General features: G+C 69.5%; 10 protein-coding genes. 4 read left to right on the plus strand and 6 right to left on the minus strand.

The features are described from left to right. Positions 1–18: 18 nt before the first annotated feature. The 4 genes from AB0J42_RS31300 to AB0J42_RS31315 form a co-directional block, all read right to left on the minus strand. A complete protein-coding gene (locus AB0J42_RS31300; protein WP_364300796.1) occupies positions 19–1,371 on the minus strand; it encodes an extracellular solute-binding protein in 1,353 nt (450 codons plus the stop codon). A gap of 103 nt (positions 1,372–1,474) precedes the next feature. Beyond that, complete coding sequence (locus tag AB0J42_RS31305) at positions 1,475–3,604, minus strand: alpha/beta hydrolase-fold protein (protein WP_364300798.1); 2,130 nt, start codon at positions 3,602–3,604, stop codon at positions 1,475–1,477. A 174-nt stretch (positions 3,605–3,778) separates the two neighbouring features. After that, a complete protein-coding gene (locus AB0J42_RS31310; protein ID WP_364300800.1) occupies positions 3,779–4,786 on the minus strand; it encodes a LacI family DNA-binding transcriptional regulator in 1,008 nt (335 codons plus the stop codon). A 134-nt stretch (positions 4,787–4,920) separates the two neighbouring features. Then, positions 4,921–5,964, minus strand: coding sequence for a LacI family DNA-binding transcriptional regulator (locus AB0J42_RS31315; protein ID WP_364300803.1), 1,044 nt, complete (start codon positions 5,962–5,964; stop codon positions 4,921–4,923). A 178-nt stretch (positions 5,965–6,142) separates the two neighbouring features. On the opposite strand from AB0J42_RS31315, the gene AB0J42_RS31320 reads away from it, so the two are divergent. Genes AB0J42_RS31320 through AB0J42_RS31335 form a run of 4 tightly spaced genes read left to right on the plus strand, consistent with a single transcriptional unit; the run spans position 6,143 to position 10,870 of the window. Next, positions 6,143–7,438 carry a sugar ABC transporter substrate-binding protein gene (locus AB0J42_RS31320; protein WP_364300805.1) on the plus strand — a complete coding sequence of 432 codons (1,296 nt, stop codon included), beginning with the start codon at positions 6,143–6,145 and terminating at the stop codon, positions 7,436–7,438. Positions 7,439–7,462: 24 nt separating this feature from the next. Next, the gene (locus AB0J42_RS31325; protein ID WP_364300807.1) at positions 7,463–8,350 is read left to right on the plus strand and encodes a sugar ABC transporter permease; all 888 of its coding nucleotides are present in this window, start codon (positions 7,463–7,465) and stop codon (positions 8,348–8,350) included. A 16-nt stretch (positions 8,351–8,366) separates the two neighbouring features. Continuing rightward, positions 8,367–9,218 carry a carbohydrate ABC transporter permease gene (locus tag AB0J42_RS31330; protein WP_364300809.1) on the plus strand — a complete coding sequence of 284 codons (852 nt, stop codon included), beginning with the start codon at positions 8,367–8,369 and terminating at the stop codon, positions 9,216–9,218. 35 nt (positions 9,219–9,253) lie between these two features. After that, a complete protein-coding gene (locus AB0J42_RS31335; RefSeq protein WP_364300812.1) occupies positions 9,254–10,870 on the plus strand; it encodes a beta-xylosidase in 1,617 nt (538 codons plus the stop codon). On the opposite strand, the gene rph is transcribed toward AB0J42_RS31335, so the two are convergent. Both rph and AB0J42_RS31345 read right to left on the minus strand, forming a co-directional pair. Next, the gene (gene rph, locus AB0J42_RS31340) at positions 10,867–13,464 is read right to left on the minus strand and encodes a rifamycin-inactivating phosphotransferase (protein WP_364300814.1); all 2,598 of its coding nucleotides are present in this window, start codon (positions 13,462–13,464) and stop codon (positions 10,867–10,869) included. The two genes, AB0J42_RS31335 and rph, sit on opposite strands and share 4 nt — an antisense overlap. Before the next feature lie 108 nt (positions 13,465–13,572). Then, positions 13,573–14,457, minus strand: coding sequence for a hypothetical protein (locus tag AB0J42_RS31345; protein WP_364300816.1), 885 nt, complete (start codon positions 14,455–14,457; stop codon positions 13,573–13,575). Between the last annotated feature and the right edge of the window lie 173 nt (positions 14,458–14,630).

The raw sequence follows: 14,630 nt of genomic DNA on the forward strand, positions 1-14,630 counted from the left end.
GCGGCCCACCCTGTTACGTCACTGGACGGTGAAGCCTTGCTCTCGGGCGTAGTTCGTCACGTCTTCCTGAAGCCGGTCGGCGGCCTCCGACCCGGTGACGGCGCCGTCGATGAGCGCGCTGACCTGCTTCGTCATGGCGTCGAAGTAGTACTGGCCGAACGGGCTGTAGGTGACTCCCTTGTAGGCGTTGGCCGCGGGGACGTAGACCTCCTTGTTCGCCTGCTGGCCGTCGAAGAACTCCACCTCCAGGTCGACGAACTCGGGGGCGTTGAGCGCCTTGAGGTTGAGCGGGAAGATGATCTGGTTGGTCCAGCCGTCCGTGAGCGACTCCTGGTCGGCGTAGAGGCCGTACGCCACCTTCGCGGCGAGTTCAGGGTCCTTCGCCTGGCTCGTCACGGAGAAGGCGGATCCGCCCCAGTTCACCTGCACCGGGTTGTCCGGGTCCCACTGCGGGAGCGGCGCCACCGCGAACTTGCCGGTGTCCTCGCCCTTGCCGACCCCGGCGCCGGTGAGGTAGCCGGGCGCCCAGGCCGCCGAGATGTACGTCGCGTACTCGCCGTTGATCACCCCGGCGATGTACTCGGGCGTGAACTGGTCCTGCGTCCCGACCAGCCCCTTCTTGGCGAGTCCTCCCCAGTACTCGAGCACGTCCTTGGACGCCTGGTCGTTCAGCTTGATGCCGATCGAGCTCTCCCCCGCCTGGTAGGTGAACGGGGACGCGCCCTTCTGGATCTGGAGCGCCATCGTGAGGGCCGACACGTTCGCGGCGAAGTCGCCGAACAGCGGGCCGCCCGCGTCCTTCACCTTCTGCGCCGCCTGCTCGTACTCCTCCCACGTCTTCGGCGGCGTGATGTCGTACTTCTCGAAGATGTCCTTGCGGTAGATCATCGCCAGCGGGCCGCCGTCGACCGGCACGCCGTAGACCGCGTCACCGACCGAGACGTCCTTCCACGCGCCCTCGCTGTAGTCGGCCTTGACCTCCTCGTAGCCGTACTGCCTGATGTCGACGAGCGCGTCCTGGATCTGGAAGGTCGGGATCCGGTCCATCTCGATCATGATCACGTCAGGGGCGCCGGTGCCGGCCACGATGGCCGTCTGGAACTTGTCGTACTCGTCGCTGCCCTGGCCGACGTTGGTCCAGCAGACCTGCACCTCGTCGTTCTGCTTGTTGAAGTTGTCGACGACGAGCTGCGTGTTGGGGTACCAGCCCCACATGGTCACGACCGGAAGGTCCTTCTTCGGGATGGTGTTCGTGCAGTTACTCGCGCCGCTCGCGGTGTTCCCGCTTCCCTCCTCGCCGGACGAGCAGGAGGTGAGCGTGGTCGCGGCGGCGAGCACGGCCGCCGCGACCAGGAGCTTGTTCTTCTTCATTGGCGTGTTTCCCTCTGCCGTCGCGGCGCACAGGGGTTCGTGCGCCGCTGAGATCACTTGTGAGCGCTAACAAAGCCGGCCCGCGAGCACGGGTCGGGCTCGTTCAGCGCTTGAACAGTCGTGGTGCCAGGTCGATGAGGTTCTTCTGCCACACGTCCCAGCCGTGCGGCCCGGGGGTGATTCCGTCGAACTCGTAGCGGATGCCGAGATCGGTCAGGGTGGTCAGGGAGGTCATGAACGAGGGATAGACGAAGTCGGTCTGGTCGCCGATGTACAGGCGCAGCAGTTCGGTCCCGCGGTTGATCGCCTCCGCGTCGACGCCGGCGCCGCTGCCGAAGCCGGCCGAGAACACGGCGACGTACGCGAACTCCCCCGGATGCGTCTTGAGCACGCCGAAGGTCTGCCCGCCGCCCATCGAGAGGCCGGCCAGGGCCTGCCGCGACGGATCGGCGGAGACGTGGTAGCGGGCCCGGGCCGCCGGGGCGAGGTTCTCCAGCAGTTCCCGGGTGAAGTCGGGCACGTTGCCGTCGCCCATCACGACCACCATCGGCACCAGGTCGCCGTCGCGGAACCGGTGGTCCAGGATCTGCTTGGCGCGTCCCATCTCCACCCAGTCGGTGTAGCTCTGCCCGCCGCCGTGCTGGAGGTAGAAGACGGGGTACGGTTCGGCGCGCTCGGGGTCGTAGCCCGGCGGGGTCCAGACCAGCGCGGTCCGGTCCTGGTTCGTCACCGCGCTCCGGTAGGTCATGCTCTCGACCTTTCCGCCCTCGCCGGGGGGAACGTCCGTGAGCAGGCGTGCCTCCGCTCCGTCGACGAGGAAGGTGCTCCACGCCGGCTCGGAGGTCACCTTCGTCGGGTTCGACCCGTCCTTGACCGCGGCCCCGTCCACCATGAACCGGTAGTAGTAGAACCACGGGCCGAGCGGGCCCACCGTCGCCCGCCACCGGTCGCCCGCGCGGGTCAGCGGGATGCGCAGCCAGCTCCCGTTGGGGGCCCAGTTCCCCCAGACCGTGACTCGCTGGGCGTCCTGGAAGCCGGTCGTGGTCTCGAAGGTGACGAAACCGTCCTCGGTCACGAACGGCGTCGGGGTGGTGCCGGGCGCCGGCGGGCTGAACTCGCCCTTCAGCTCCCCGTGACCCGGGCTCGGGCCGTGGTCCGGCACCTCGCGGAACAGGCGCGGCACGAAATCGAGCAGGTTCTCCTGCCAGGCGTTCCAGTTCGCCCCGGCGTCGGGGTTGACGCCGTCGAACTCGTACCCGATCCGGGCACGGTCCAGCGCCTCGGTCAGGCGGTGGGTCGCGTTGTACGCGGGGTCCGTCACGTTCCCCGTGTACAGCCGTACCAGCTTGAGACCCCGGTCGACCGCGTGGGCGTGCGCCCCGCCGACGCCGTCCGTCAGGAGACCCGAGAACGAGCCGGCGTAGGCGTACCGGCCCGGGCGGGTCAGCGCGGCGCGCATCGCCCGCGTCCCGCCCTCGGCCACACCGGCGATCGCCTGATGTGCCGGGCCGCGATGGACGCGGTAGCGGTCCGCCACCGCCTCGCGGAGATGTCTGTCGTCATCCGGCCCGTCGCCGTCGCCGATCACGACCACCATCGGCTCCATGGCGTCCCGGGCCGACAGGTTGTCGAGGATCTGCTTGGCGCGGCCGAGGTCGAGCCAGTCGGTGGCGCGCATGCCGTCGCCGGACCGCAGGAACAGCACCGGATACTTCGGGCCCTTGCCCGCATACCCCGGCGGCGTCCAGACCAGGGCCGAGCGCTGCTTGTTCCCGCTCCGGTAGGTCAGGGTCCCGACCTTGCCGCCCTGCCCTTCCGGCACGTCCGTCAGCGGGCCCGCCGCGTCGCCCGGCACGAGGAAGGTGCTCCAGAGGGGCTTGGACGCCACGCGGGTGCTGTTCGTCGGGTCCTTGAGGCCCTTGGTCTCGTCGCCGGTGATCTGGTACGCGTACAGTCCCGGCCTGAGCGGGCCGAGGACTCCCGAGTAGACGTCGCCCCTGCGCGTCAGGCCGAACTGCGCCCAGGCGGAGGAGGGGCCGAAGTTCCCCTCGATGGCGACCTGCGACACCTGGCCCACGTTGGCCTCGAGGTAGGCCGCCGGAACGGTGAAGGACGCGAAGCCGTCCTCGGAGACCTCCAGCCACGGCGTGTCCGCCGCCGCCGGTGTCGGCGCGGTGATCACCGCCGCGATCGCCATGACCCCGACGGTGATCGCCGCCGTGACCCGGGCCACCCCAGGTAAGCGTTTACCGCCGTGATAACGTAATGAAGGCATACAAAACTCCCTTTACGGCCGTCAGCGGATGGTCCCCGACTGTTCGGCCTGATGCAGCGATGGGTTGCTGTGGGTTCTGTGTCCGCACCTCCGTTCGTTACGGATTCACCTGTTCATCCGGACGATCGGCTCTTACGAAGGTGCCGCGGTGGAGCCGCGGACCACCAGGCGGGTCGGCACCACTGTCTGGTCGGGCCCCTCCCATTCGCCGCGCACCAGCGCCTTCAGCATGCGCGCGGCCTCGCATCCGATCCGGTACATCGACTGGTCCACCGTGGTCAGCCCCGGCTCGGCCAGCGCGGACTCCGGAATGTTGTCGAAGCCCGCCACCGACAGGTCTCCGGGAACGGCGAGCCCGAGCTCCCTCGCGACCTCCATGACCGTCAGGGCCATCGCGTCGCTCGCCGCGAAGATCGCCGTCGGACGGTCCGTCCTGTCCAGCAGCGCCCGCGCGAGCGGTTCCGAGGACTCGGGGGTGAAGTCGCCTCTCGCGATCAGCTCCGGATCGACGGGGACGCCCGCTCCGGCCAGCGCCGCGCGGTAACCCTCCTCGCGCGACCACGCGGCCTCCATGCTGGACCGGCCCGCGATGAATCCGATCCGCCGATGCCCGAGCCCGAGGAGATGCTCGACCACGCTGGTGGCGCCGGCGAGGTTGTCCGCCGTCACCGACGGGGTCTTCGAGTTCCGCGCCGGGTCGATGACCACCACGGGGGTGCTGCTCCGCACCTCGCGCGAGGGCGTGACCACGATGCACCCATCGGTGAGGGTGCCCGACAGGCGGGCCAGGTGCCGCTGCTCCCAGCCCTCCGAGTACCGCCCGAAGAGGTCGCTGTTGGCGTAGATGATCAGGTCGAAGCCTGACTGGCTCAGCTCGTCCATCACGCCCTTGAGCACCTCGGCGGTATAGGACTGGAAGTTATGGGTCACCAGGCCCAGGACGTCGGTCCGGCTGCGCCGCAGGCTCGCCGCCACCAGGCTCGACTCGTAGCCGAGCTGCTCGATGGCCGAACGGACCTGTGCGATGGTTTCGGCGCTGACGCCGTAACGCCCGTTGACCACCCGCGAGACCGTCGCGGTGGAGACACCCGCTAATCGCGCGACATCACTCATCGTCACCGGCGCGCCGCCGTCGGCCATGCAGCCCTCACTCGTTGCAATCGTTATCGATTACGTTTGCGCCAAAGTAAAGGAAAAAGATTCTAGAAACAAGACCTTTCCGGCCGACCCCATGCACCAGGGAAGAACGGCGCGCCGCGGTGCCGGGGGGCGGATCAGGAGACCGGGGCGGGACCCGTCGAGTCGCGGACGCTGAGGGTGGTGGCGAGTTGCAGGTGGCGCGAGGCGGGCTGGATGCCGTCCGCCATGCCGAGGACGGTCTCGACGGCCATGCGGCCCATGCCGACGAGGGGCTGGCGGACCGACGTGAGGCGGGGGGTGGTCCACTGGGTCTGCGGTGTGTCGTCGAAGCCGGTGACGGACAGCTCGCCCGGGACGTTGACGCCGAGTTCCTTGGCCGCGGTGAGGACGCCGACGGCGATCTCGTCGTTGGCGGCGACGATCGCGGTGGGGCGGGGGTCGAGCGAGAGGAGGTCGAGGCCGTGCCGGTGCCCGGCCTCGACGGAGAACGCCTCGTGCCGGATGAGCGCGCGGTCGGGGGTGATACCGGCTGAGTCCAGGGCGGCCTGGTAGCCGTGGAAGCGTTCGAGTGAGGGGGCGGAGCCCAGCGGCCCGCCGATCCAGCCGATCCTGCGGTGGCCGAGCTTGAGGACGTGGTCGGTGGCCGAGCGGCCGCCCGCCCAGTTCGTGGAGCCGATGCTGACCAGGCGTGACTCGGACGTGTCTATCGGGTCGATGGAGACGATGGGCAGGCCGACGTCCTCGGTGGCGTGGAGCAGCGGGTCGGGGACGGCGACGGCGAGCGCGATGAGGCCGATGACGCCGGACGCCTTCCGCTCCTGCACCCAGGCGCGGGCGGCGGCGTGGTTCTCGCGGATCGGTTCGCCGGGCGGCAGGTGAAGGAGGAGTTCGGCCCGGGCCGAGGTCGCGGCCACGAGGATGCCCTGGAGCACGGTTCCGGCGTAGCGGGACTCGACGATGTCGAGGACGGTGACGAGGGTGCGGTCTCTCGGCTGCTCGTGTCGTACGGCCGTGGGCTTGTAGCCGATCTCGGCCATGACCTCCAGGACGCGGCGGCGCGTCTTCTCGCCCACGTCGCTGCGCCCGTTGAGGACTTTGGAGGCGGTGGTGGGAGAGACGCCCGCCAGCTGGGCGACATCCGCCAAGGTGGCCCGTTCGGACCGGCCCCGCCTTCGCATGCGCGCCTCCGTTGCGAACTCTACGAAATTCTTTCGAAACCTACCACGAGCCGGGTGCCGCAGCTCTTCTCGCTGACGAACCGTTGACACCGGGCGGGGGCGACACCTACTGTCCTCGCAGCAAAGAATAAGTTGCGAAACATTTTCGTAGACCAGCTCAGGACGAGAGGAGAGGCCCATGCGGCTCTCCCGGAAAGTCAGGCTCCTTTCCGCGGCATTAGCGGCGATGCTCGCGCTGACCGCCTGCTCCGGCGGCGGCACGGCCGGCGACGGACAGGTGAAGATCACGGTCTGGAGCTGGGACGGCACGGTCGAGCGGGCCGTCCCCGGCTTCGAGGCCGCCAACCCGGACATCAAGGTCGAGGTCGTCAACGCGGGCTCCTCCCAGGACGAGTACCAGGCGCTCGACAACGCCATCCAGGCCGGCTCCGGCGTGCCCGACCTGGTGATGTTCGAGTACTTCGCGGTGCCCTACTTCGCCATCCCCGGCAAGCTCGCCGACCTGGGAGAGTTCGGCGTCGACCGGCTCAAGCCGGGCTTCGTCCCGGCCGCGTGGAGCGACGTGACGGTCAACGGCAAGGTCTACGCGCTGCCGTCCGACTACGGCCCGTCGGCGATGTTCTACAACGCGGCCACGCTGAAGAAGGCCGGCGTCGAGGAGCCCCCGGCCACCTGGGACGAGTACTACGAGGCCGCCAAGAAGGTCCGCGCGCTCGGCGACGACTACTACATCGCCCAGGACACCGGAGACCTCTTCTTCCTGCTCTCCCTCATCTGGCAGGCCGGCGGCCGCCCCTTCAAGGTGGACGGCAACAAGGTCCACATCGACTTCACCGACGCGGGCACGACCAAGGCGGTCGCCTTCTGGCAGAAGATGCTCGACGAGGGCCTGATCAACACCAAGATCACGGGATGGTCCGACGACTGGAACCGGGCGCTCAACGACGGCACCCTCGCCACCCAGACCATGGGCGGCTGGCTGACCTCCACGCTGCCCGAGCGCGCGCCGGACGCCTCCGGCGACTTCCGGGTCGCCCTGATGCCGCAGTGGCAGGAGGGCGAGAAGACCGGCGCGGCGAACGGCGGCAGCGCCTTCGGCATCCCGGCCGCGGCCGAGCACAAGGAGGCCGCCTTCGCCTTCCTCGAGTACTTCACGCACGGCGACGGGCTCCCGTCCCGCGTGGACGCCGGCGCGTTCGTGCCGAGCACCTCGGTGCTGGAGAACGAGGAGTACCTGAGCAAGGAGAACCCGTACTTCGGCGGCCAGCAGGTGGGCACGGTGCTGGCCGAGGCCTCGGAGATCGTCGGCAGCGGCTGGCAGTTCCCGCCGTTCTTCGAGTGGGCGCGCTCGATCTACGGCGACATCGCCTCGCCGTACTACACCTCCGGCCAGGGCTCGCTCGCCGAGATCCTCGAACAGTGGCGGCAGCGCTGCATCCAGTACGGCAACGAGCAGGGCTTCCAGGTGGACTAGCGGCCGATCGGAAAGGACACGGCAGTGGACCAGCAGCGCGCACGGCGCAGATCGCGGATCGGGCTGGCGTTCATCGCGCCCTTCGGGGTGCTGTTCACGCTGACGCTCATCGTGCCGATCCTGTACGCCGCCTACCTCAGCCTCTTCCAGGAAAGGCTCGTCGGGGGCAACGTGTTCGTCGGGCTCGCCAACTACGGCAAGCTGTTCCAGGATCCGCAGTTCTGGGACGGGGTGTGGCGGGTCGTCCGCTTCACCCTCGTCCAGGTGCCGATCATGCTGGTCCTCGCCATGGCCCTGGCGCTGGCGCTGGACTCCCGGCGCCTGCACGGCGCCAGGTTCCTGCGGGCGTCGATCTTCCTCCCCTACGCGGTGCCGGCGATCGTGTCGACGCTCATGTGGGGGTTCCTGCTGGGGGTGAAGTACGGGCTCTTCGGCAGCCTGAACGAGGCCGCGGGCACCGACCTCGACCCGTTCACCCCCGGCACCACGCTCATCTCCATCGGCGTGATGGTGACGTGGGCGTTCACCGGCTTCAACATGCTCATCTTCTACTCGGCGCTCAAGGCGGTGCCGCGCGAGCTGTACGAGGCGGCGGCGATCGACGGGGCCGGCGAGTTCCAGGTCGTCCGGGCGATCAAGCTGCCCGCGCTGCGCGGCTCCCTGGTCGTCACGGTGATCTTCTCGATCATCGGCACCTTCCAGATGTTCAACGAGCCGCAGATCCTGCCGTCGATGGTGGCCAACAGCGGCGTCACCACCTTCTACACGCCCAACCTGTACGCCTACCACCTGGCGTTCACCGGGTCCCAGCAGGGTTACGCGGCGGCGCTCGCGCTCGTGATGGCGGCGCTCACGATCGCCGTCGCGTACGCCGTACAAGTGAGGGGTTTGCGGAATGCCTCCAGCCAGTAGCCGTCGGCTCTCCACGGTGGACAACCCCCGGAAGAGCACCGTCCTCACGGCGATGACGGCCCTGTTCACGCTGTACTGCCTGCTGCCGCTCGGATGGCTGGTCATCAACGCGACCAAGTCGCAGGCCGACTTCGTGTCGACGTTCGGGCTCGCGCCCGGCCGCGAGTTCGCCCTGTGGGACAACATCGCAGGAGTGTTCACGTACCAGGACGGCATCTTCTCCCGGTGGCTGCTCAACACCGTGCTCTACGTCGTGGTGGGCGCGACCGTGTCGACCTTCCTGGCCGCTCTCGGCGGGTACGCCCTGGCGAAGCACGACTTCACCGGCAAGCGGGTGTTCCTCCTGGTCGTCCTGGGGTCGATCTCGGTCCCGGGCATCGCGCTGGCGATCCCGCAGTTCCTGCTGTTCGCGCAGCTGGGCCTGACGAACACGCCGTGGGCGATCCTCATCCCCTCCTTCGTCAACCCGTTCGGGCTCTACCTGATGTGGGTGTTCGCCGCCGAGGCCGTGCCCACCGGCCTGCTGGAGGCCGCGCGGATCGACGGGGCCGGCGAGTTCAGGACCTTCCTCCAGATCGCGCTCCCGCTGCTCGCGCCGGCGGGGGTGACGGTCCTGCTCTTCTCGTTCGTATCGATCTGGAACAACTACTTCCTGCCGTTGATCATGCTCAAGGACCCCGCCTGGTATCCGCTGACCGTCGGCATCCAGCAGTGGAACAAGCTGGGCTCGACGGCCGGGAACGGCGCCCTCATCCAGAACCTCGTGATCACGTCCGCGCTGCTGACCATCGTCCCGCTGATCATCGCGTTCCTCGGTCTGCAGCGGTACTGGCAGTCGGGCCTGTCGCTGGGGGCCGTCAAGGGCTAGCCGACAACCATCCGTGCACGACTGTGAGGAGAACCATGACGATTCTGATCGACGGTGAGCCGCGTGAGGAGAGCGCGCTCCCCCATGTGTGGAGCCGGTGCATCGGGGCCGGGCGGGCCAATGAGGCGTTGCGCGCGGACTGGCAGCGGCAGTTCGCGGAGGTGGTGGCGGCGTGCGGTGTGCAGTACATCCGCTTTCACGGGATTTTTCATGACGACATGTTCGTGTACCGCGGGAGTTACGGCGGCGGATTCGGCCCCGACACGCCCCTTGCCTCCCCTGTGTACACGTTCAGTTATGTGAACAAGGTCTTCGACTTCCTGATCGACCTCGGCGTCCGGCCCTTCGTCGAGTTCGGCTTCATGCCGCGGGACCTGGCGACGGAGACCGAGACGCTGTTCTGGTGGGGCGCCCACTGCAGCCCGCCCAACGACATGGCGCGCTGGGCCGAACTGGTCACCAGGACGGTCGAGCACTGGATCGGCCGCTACGGCCTCGCCGAGGTGCGGCAGTGGCGCTTCGAGGTGTGGAACGAGCCAAACCTGGTGCCCCACTTCTGGACCGGGACGAAGACCGAGTACTTCGAGCTCTACGAGCAGACCGTGCGGGCGATCAAGAAGATCGACCCCGAGCTGCGCGTCGGCGGCCCCGCGACTAGCGTCTTCGTCCCCGACGACCGCTACAAGGGCGAGCGCGAGGACCGCTCCGCGATGCTCGCGACGGCGGCGGCCGACGACGTCGACGCGCTCGACTGGCGCCCGGTCTGGGTCGAGGACTTCATCGCCTGGTGCGCGGAGCGCCGGCTCCCGGTCGACTTCGTCTCCACCCACCTCTACCCCACCGACTACGCCTTCGGCGCGGACGGCGAGGCCGTGCAGATCAACCGGTACGCGGACGCCACCTTCGACGACCTGACCCTGCTGCGCGAGATCGTCCGGGACAGCCCGTACCCCGACGCGGAGATCCACATCACCGAGTGGTCGACGTCGCCGTCGTCCCGCGACTTCATCCACGACACGGTCTTCGCGGCCACCGCCATCACCCGCTCCTACCTCCAATGCGCCACGCTCGCCGACTCGATCTCGTACTGGACCTTCACCGACGTGTTCGAAGAGGGCGGCGCCGGGATCGGCCCGTTCCACGGCGGGTTCGGCCTGGTGAACGAGGAGGGCGTCCACAAGCCCACCTTCCACGCCTTCACCATGCTGAACCGGCTCGGCGACCGGCTGCTCCTCGCCACCCCCCACGGCGTCGTCACCCGGGACAGCCGCACGTCGGCCGTGTCGGCGGTCTTCTTCAACTACCCGGAGGACATGGGCAACCGGGGCGTCGGCTCGCAGAACTCGTACCCGGCGACCCGGGCCCTGGCCGAGATGGGGCCGGCCCGCAGGATCCGCCACACCATCGGCGGGCTGGAGCCCGGCACCACGTTCCTCGCCGAGGTCCTGGACTGGGAGCACGGCAACGCCGCCGAGGCCTGGTACCGGCTCGGCTCCCCGATCAACCCGTCCCGGGCCCAGAGCGAGTACCTGAGCAAGGTCGCCGACTCGCTCCTCCGGTTCACGCTGACCGTCCCGGACGACGGCGTCCTGGACCTCGACGTGGAGCTCGCCCCCTGGGCGGTGATGTCGCTGCGGCAGTCGGCGGCCTAGTCGAGGAGTTCGATGTAGCCGTCGGTGCCGTGCACGCGGATGCGCTGACCGTCCCGGATCAGCTCGGTGGCCCGGTCGACGCCCACGACGGCGGGCAGGCCGTACTCGCGGGCGATCACCGCGCCGTGCGTCATGACGCCGCCCACCTCCGTCACCAGCCCGGCGGCGGTGACGAACAGCGGCGTCCAGCCGGGGTCGGTGTAGGCGGTGACCAGGATGTCGCCCGCTTCGAGGCCGGCCCGGGCCAGGTCGGTGACGACGCGGGCGCGGCCCTCGACCGTCCCGGCCGAGACCGGGAGCCCCGCCAGCGCCCCGGCCGGGACCCCGCCGTCCGGGAAGCGGCCGTTGAGCGCCTCGCCGTCGGAGGTCAGGACGCGGGGCGGGGTGAGCGCCTGGTAGGAGCGGAACGCCTCGCGCCGCTCCCGGATGAGGCCGGCGTCCGCGTGACCGGTACGGACGACCTCTCGCAGCTCGGGGAGCCGGAGGTAGAAGACGTCCTCTCGCTCGCGCAGCGTGCCGGACCGTACGAGGCGATCGGCCTCCCGCAGGAGTGCCTGCTTGTAGACGAAGTAGCGGCTGACCATGCCGTACTTGGGGTACTCGCGGTAACCGGCGAAGGTGCGCACGCGGTCGATCATCCGCTTGGTCTCCTCGGCCTTACCCCCGTCCGGGAGGGTGCGCAGGCGTGCCAGCACCTCCTGCTCCTTGCGCCGCGAGTCCTGGAGGCCCTGTTCGAAGCGGCGCTTGCCGGCGCCCGGCTCGAAGTTCCTGACGTTGCCGAGCAGGGCGGGCAGGAGCATGACGGGGTTCTCGCTCCAGCGCGTCCTGGTGATGTCGATCTCCCCAGGGCAGCGCATCCCGTACGTGTCGAGGAAGCCGCGCAGGGCGTCCCGCGCCCCCCGCCCGCCGGGCAGCCCGGCCAGCTCGCCGAGGAAGCCGTCGCCCTCGCGGCCTTCGTCCACGACCCGCTGCAGGAACGCGGTGACCTCCGGGTACGGCCGGACGGCGTCCGCGACGTCGAGCAGCGCCAGCCCCATCTCCGAGGTGACGTTGTGCGGGACGGACTGGGTGAGCGCGTCGGCCGCGTTCCGCTCCCCCAGCGACGCCTCCAGGTGGTCGTTGAGCCAGGCGGCCGCCTCCGCCACCGCGATGATCACCTGGTAGTTCCGCTTGTCGGACACCAGGCGCTTCAGCTCTCCGAGGTCTTCCAGGATGAAGTCCAGCAGCTCCGGCCCGGACAGCCCCTCGATGTCCCGCCGCAGCGCCGCCACGGACTCCTGGTTGCGCCGGATCAGCTCGGTGACCACCTCCGGATCGGTTTCGATCGGCTCGGGCGGATCGTACGGCAGGCCCTTGCCGTCGTCGGGCCGCGTGCGGACGAAGCCGTCCCGGTCGAGGACGGTCCGCAGCGCGTCCGCGATCAGCGGGTCCGACTTGCCCAGCGTCGCGAAGAGCGCGGCGCGGCCCGCGGGCGTCGCCAGCATGGGGGCCACGTCGACGAAGAGCCGCCCGCCCGCCTCCTGCATGGGCCGGGAGGTCGTCGCCTGCCACACGGACAGGCCCAGCGGCTTGATCGGGTCGGTCATCATCTGCTGGTGGCCGACGGAGACGTAGACGTGGTTCTCGCCGTCGCCGGTCTCGGGGACGGGGAACAGGGTGGTGATCGCCCTGCTCTGTACGAGGTCGAAACCGTCGCCGGTGAGGCACCACTCGATGTCCTGCGGCCGGCCGAAGTGCGCTTCGACGCGGCGGCCCAGCCGCACCAGCTCCAGGACCTGCTCGTCCGTCAGGACCGGCCGCGTCCGGCTGTCCGGCTCGACAGGCACGTCCTCGGTGCCGCCTCCCGGCGCCGGCCGGACGGAGTGCGTCTTGGCGGCGACCGCCGAGCTGACGGTGCCGTCGCCGCTCACCCGGTAGACGTCGGCGGCGGCCCGGCCGGACACGAGCGCCTCACCGAGACCCCAGGCCGCCTCCACGGTGGCGATCTTCCGGTTGGAGGTCACGGGGTCCGCGGTGAACAGGACCCCGGCCGCCTCCGCGGGCGCCATCCGCTGCACGACCACGGCCATCGCCACCTTCCGGTGGTCGAACCCGTTGCGGCACCGGTAGGTCACCGCCCGCTCGGTGAACAGCGAGGCCCAGCACCGCCGGACGTGCCGGACGATCTCCTCGTGGCCTGCGACGTTCAGGTACGAGTCCTGCTGACCGGCGAAGGACGCGGTCGGCAGGTCCTCGGCGGTGGCGCTCGACCGTACCGCGTAGGAGGCCCGCTCGCCGCGGGCGGCGAGGGCCGCGCCGATCGCCGCCGCGAGGTCGCCGGGCACCCGCAGGTCTTCGATGAGCCCGCGGATCTCGGCGCTCAGGGCGCGGATGGCCTCGTGGTCGTCCGGTGCCACCCGCGCCAGCCGGTCGAGCTGAGCCGCGATGGACGGCTCCCGCGCCACGACCCGCCGGTAGGCGTGCGTCGTGACGCAGAAGCCGTCCGGGACGCGCACCCCGTCGAGCCGCGAGAGCTCGCCGAGGTGCGCCCCCTTTCCGCCGACGTCACCGATCAGCGTCGCATCGATCTGCGCGAACCCCAGCACGTCCTGCATGTCCGTCGCTCCCTCGTTCGTCGGGCCGGTGCGCCGGGCAAGTATGAGGCAATTTCCGGCGCCTCATGAGGGACGCGCATCTGCTATACCGTGAAAACGGCAGCCGGGTCAGCCGGGCGGCACGCGCCCGTCCTTGGCGACGGGCACACCGAGCTGGACGGCGTGGGTGAGCGTCGCCTTCTCATCCGGCAGGCCGGCGAGCACCGGGTTGAGGTGCCGCAGCCGCAGGTCGACGGGCTTCATCTCCTCCGCCTCGACGTCGTACTTCTCCAGGTCGATCCACCTGACGAGGTCCAGCACCACGCCCGGGATCTCGTCGCCGCCCTTGTACACCGGCACGCAGAGCTGACGTGAGAGGCCGACCTTCACCCCTGCCGTCGGGATGCTGCGGACGAGCACCGGGTTGAGCTGGCGGAGCGTGATCCCCCGGTCCATCGCATAGTTGGGCAGGGTGCCGTAGCAGAGCAGGTCGATGTGCCGGACGACCCGCAGCACTTCATCCGGGGGCATCACACCGTTCTTGGCGACCGGCACGCAGAGCTGCTCGGGCCGGTTCATCCGGATCTGCCGGTCGGGGTGGCCGCGCAGCAGAGGGTTGAGATGGCTGAGGGTGAGCGGCTTGCCGAGCACGGACCCGGTGACCCGGTAACACGCCAGGTCGATGTACCTGATGAACTCGAGCGCCTCTTCCGGCAGGATCTGGTTGTCCTTGGCGACCGGCACGCACAGCTGCTCGCGCTGGCCGAGCCTGACCTCGTCGATGGGCAGGCCGCTGAGCACCGGGTTGAGGTGCCGCAGGGCGAGCCCGACCGGGGGCGGCTCGTACGGGCTGGTCTTGAAGCACTCCAGGTCGAGGTAGGACACCAGCTGCCGCGGGGTGGGCAGCGCCAGGGCGCTGACGGGCGGTGCGACGAGGAAGACCATCGCGACCAGGCCGAGGATCGCCGATAACAGGCGCCGCGCTGCGAGCCGGGGACGGCGAACACCGTTCATGCTGCTCCTTCCGGGGGTGCGGGACAGGACTTGTCTCTCGACTATCCGCTTGACCCCGGAACCCGACAACCGTTATGTCCGGTCTTTGCCAGCCTTGTCCTGTTCAGGAAGGCAGTAGGGGACCACGACGCAGCTGAGGCCCAAGACCTTCCGACCAGCTCGGCGGTGATCAC

Source organism: Nonomuraea sp. NPDC049649, assembly GCF_040675175.1.
Lineage (GTDB): Bacteria > Actinomycetota > Actinomycetes > Streptosporangiales > Streptosporangiaceae > Nonomuraea.

What these genes read in the sequence shown, in the direction of transcription:
- AB0J42_RS31335 (WP_364300812.1), top strand. Translation starts at nt 9,254, where the DNA reads ATGACGATTCTGATCGACGGTGAGCCGCGTGAGGAGAGCGCGCTCCCC.
- AB0J42_RS31320 (WP_364300805.1), top strand. Translation starts at nt 6,143, where the DNA reads ATGCGGCTCTCCCGGAAAGTCAGGCTCCTTTCCGCGGCATTAGCGGCG.
- AB0J42_RS31315 (WP_364300803.1), bottom strand. Translation starts at nt 5,964, where the DNA reads ATGCGAAGGCGGGGCCGGTCCGAACGGGCCACCTTGGCGGATGTCGCC.
- AB0J42_RS31310 (WP_364300800.1), bottom strand. Translation starts at nt 4,786, where the DNA reads ATGGCCGACGGCGGCGCGCCGGTGACGATGAGTGATGTCGCGCGATTA.
- AB0J42_RS31345 (WP_364300816.1), bottom strand. Translation starts at nt 14,457, where the DNA reads ATGAACGGTGTTCGCCGTCCCCGGCTCGCAGCGCGGCGCCTGTTATCG.
- rph (WP_364300814.1), bottom strand. Translation starts at nt 13,464, where the DNA reads ATGCAGGACGTGCTGGGGTTCGCGCAGATCGATGCGACGCTGATCGGT.
- AB0J42_RS31300 (WP_364300796.1), bottom strand. Translation starts at nt 1,371, where the DNA reads ATGAAGAAGAACAAGCTCCTGGTCGCGGCGGCCGTGCTCGCCGCCGCG.